The sequence below is a fragment of the Geomonas sp. genome, from assembly GCF_056994735.1.
In genome coordinates this window covers 1-3597 of record NZ_JBXKJL010000090.1, presented here as the reverse complement: position 1 = coordinate 3597, position 3597 = coordinate 1, and the positions used below count along the sequence as shown (strand labels likewise).

Here is a 3597-nt window from a genome sequence, read left to right as displayed (position 1 = left end):
AATCGTGCAACGCCGCCGTGGCCCTGGCAGCGGCAGAGCTTTTGGCAGGGGAAGGCTTTCCCGTCTCGGAAGAGGCCATGGTGGCCGGCGTGGGGCAGGCCCGCTGGCCCGGCCGCATGGAGCTTTTTCCGGGCCAACCCCGCATCCTTCTCGATGGCGCCCACAACCCCGCAGGCGCCGAGGCCCTGGCCGGGGCACTGTCGGAGATTCCCCGCCGGAGGCTGCTGATGGTAATCGGCGTCATGGCCGACAAGGAGCTGGCCGGTCTGCTGTCACCCCTCTTGCCGCTGGCGGACCAGATCTTCTGCGTGGCCCCTGCCCTTGAACGTGCCCTCGCCACGGGGCGGCTGGCGAAGTTCTGCCGGGAGACGGGAGTCAGTGCCCGGGAGGCAGGCTCGGTGGCAGAGGGCGTGGCCGCCGCCCGCGAGTTTGCCGGTCCCGACGATCTCATCGTGGTCTGCGGCTCCCTCTTTACCGTCGGCGAGGCGAGGAGCGAGCTGCTGTCTAAAAAGTTTGAAGGGTTCAGAGGGTAGGGGGCGACGCGGGATGCCCCCTCGCGCTGCGTCGCTGGGTAGCACCCAAGGTGTGCTCCCTCGCGACACGTCCCCCCCTTGACAAAGGGGGGACAGGGGGGATTTGCTTCTGGCACCAGACCGAGGAGGCCCCTTCCCCCGCCCCGTGCCTGAGGGCTGAAGCGCCCTTCTGCGCGCAAGCCTGACCCACTCTCCTCAAGGGGAGGGGAGCCCGTTATCCTGCAATTGCCAGAACTGGTGAGAACTTGCATTGGAGTGCAATGAAAGCTGCAAGAGCCTTGGGGCTCCTCTTATATCTTCTTCCCTCTGCCGCCCTGGCACAGGCTGAACAGCCTGCCAAGGCTGCGGAGGCGCCGCCGGCCGTCGCCTCGACACCGGCGGTGGCGGCGGCCACCCTGCAGGCGGTAACGGCTGCCGGGTCACGACAGGCTGCGCCTTCGCCCCAGCCCGCGCCAGCGGCGACGCACAATGCGGCCGGCGGCGACGACAAGGCGGTCAGCATCAAGGCCGACGACCTCTCTCTCGACGTCCAGTCCGATACCTACCGCGCCAAGGGAGACGTTCACGTTGTCCAGGATGGCGTATCACTCCTTGCCGACAGCGTGATCTACCAGCGGTTCTCCGACGATGCCTTCGCCGAGGGGCACGTCCTCATGGAGAAGAGCGGAGACACCCTGAAGGGTGACCGCGCCTCCATCAACATGCTCTCCCATAAGGGGGAAATCTCCAAAGGCGAACTCTTCATCAAGAAGTCCAACTTTCATGTGCGCGGGGAGCGCATCTTGAAGACCGGGGACGAGGATTACCGGATCGACCGCGGGACCTTCACCACCTGCGACGGGGACAAGCCCAGCTGGAGGTTCGAGGCGAGGAAACTCGATGTCACCCTCGACGAGTTCGCGACTGCGCGCGATGCCGTCTTTTATGCCGGAGACATCCCGCTCCTCTACACCCCGTACCTCCTCTTCCCGGTGAAAAGGGAGAGGCAGTCGGGCCTCCTGATCCCCAAGCTCGGGCGCTCCACGAAAAAAGGATTCTATATCAGCCAGCCCTATTACTGGGCAATCGACGACAGCCAGGACGCCACCTTCAACCTCGACCTGGAAAGTTCGAGGGGGGCAGGAGCCGCGGTCGATTACCGTTACATGAGAGCGCAGGGGAGCGAGGGGCGCTTCCGGGGCTTCGGCATCTACGATACCAAGGTGGAGCGGTTTCGCGGCGAGATCGACCAGAACCACCTGGAGCTGCTGTCGCCCACTACCACCCTGGCCTCCAGCATTCATCTCATCACCGACCGCTCCTACTACCTCGATTACGGCGAGCTCGCCGGCGACTATAACCGGCAGCTGCTCGAATCGAGCGTCTCCTTCGACCACCGGTGGGAGCGCTACACGGTGGCAGCCGAGGCCCGCTACACCGAGGATCTGCTCGGGGCCAACAACGACACCACCTTGCAGAGGGTTCCGGCCCTGAGCTTCACCGCTGCCGGTGACAAGCTCGGTCCCCTTTTCTTCTCCATGGATTCGGGATTCACCAACTTCTACCGCAACGTCGGGGTGAGCGGAGAGCGCCTGGAACTCCATCCGCGCCTTTCCTTCTACGCCAAGCCGACCAGCGCCCTCGATTTCTCCGCCTACGGAGCCTATCGCCAGCGATTCTACAACTCCTACGGCACCGGAGCCCCCAACGACGGCCAGGAAGTCGGCCAGGCCGACGGCGGGGCCAAGCTGTCCCTGCCGCTGGAAAGGATCTACGACGGCCAGGTGCGCCATCTGCTGATTCCCTCGCTGGAGTATGGCTACGTTCAGCACCAGTTCGACGACGATGTCCCCTTCTTCGACTATAACGACAGGGTGCTCGGGCAGAGCATCGGCACCTGGTCCCTTGCCAGCGTGATTACCGGGAAGTATGCCGCCACCCCCGGCACTGCGCCTGAATACCGCGATCTCGTCTACCTGAGGCTGTCGCAGGGCTACCAGTTTTCCGGGGAGCGCCGGGACCTCCTCACCCTGGTCGACAGGCACCACCACCTGACCGACCTGATGCTGGAGGGGCGCGTAAGCCCGGTCAAGAGTTTCTCTCTCGCCCTCGATGGCCGCTACAATCCCATCGACAACAACCTCTCGACCGGAAACATCGCGGCGGAGTACAAGGGGGAGGGGACGAACCTGGCCTCAGTCGCTTACCGCTTCTCCCGCGACAATGTCGAATACATGGAAGGACGCCTGGCCTTCCCGCTGTCGAAACACTTCTCCGCCATGCTTTTGGGCCGTTACTCGTTCGACAAGGGGGGATTCCTGGAATCCCGTTACGCCCTCGAGTACAAGCAGCAGTGCTGGAGCGTGATCGCCGCCTATGCCGACAGGGTCGCCACCAGCACCGTCTCCGCCAACAAGGAGTTCACCATCAATTTCAACCTCTACGGCATCGGCTCCTTGGGACCCGTGCGGACGTTCTGAGGCCGGAACCTTAAGAAGTTGACACAATTGCTTTTTCCGGTGTATCAATGATGGTCGGGAAAAGTTCGCAGGATGCAGCAAGGGATAAAAAATCGCCTCGGAGGTTTCATGCGTCAGACATTTACCCCCACTTCTTTGCTGGTCACAGGGGGGGCAGGCTTCATCGGCTCCAACTTCATACACCACTTCATGGCCGGCAACCCCGGCTGCAAGGTCGTCAACCTCGACCTCCTCACCTATGCGGGCAATCTGAACAACCTGACCGCGCTGCAGGGCAATCCCGACTACCGCTTCGTGAAGGGCGACATCTGCGACGGAGCCCTGGTCACCAGGCTCCTTGCCGAGGAGAAGGTCGACGCCGTGGTCCATTTCGCGGCCGAATCCCATGTTGACCGCTCCATCACCGGCCCCGAGATCTTCGTCAAGACCAACGTGCTCGGCACCCAGACCCTGCTCGAGGCGAGCCGACTCCACTGGGAGAAGTTCCCGAACTTCCGCTATCTGCAGGTATCGACCGACGAAGTCTACGGCAGCCTCGGCCCCGAAGGGTATTTCACCGAAGAGACGCCGCTGGCCCCCAACTCCCCGTATTCGGCCAGCAAGGC

The 3597-nt window shown here is 63.2% G+C and carries 3 protein-coding genes; all 3 read left to right on the top strand.

The features are described from left to right. On the top strand, window positions 1–533 hold a 533-nt coding region (locus AC11W3_RS04090; protein ID WP_484092542.1), incomplete at its 5' end, for a glutamate ligase domain-containing protein. Window positions 534–793: 260 nt separating this feature from the next. After that, window positions 794–2992, top strand: coding sequence for an LPS-assembly protein LptD (locus AC11W3_RS04085; protein WP_484092541.1), 2199 nt, complete (start codon window positions 794–796; stop codon window positions 2990–2992). Between the two features lie 108 nt (window positions 2993–3100). After that, a partial coding sequence (locus tag AC11W3_RS04080) for a dTDP-glucose 4,6-dehydratase (protein ID WP_484092540.1) occupies window positions 3101–3597 on the top strand: 497 nt, incomplete at its 3' end.

Coding starts and splice junctions, on each gene's coding strand:
- AC11W3_RS04085 (WP_484092541.1), top strand. CDS start 794: ATGAAAGCTGCAAGAGCCTTGGGGCTCCTCTTATATCTTCTTCCCTCT.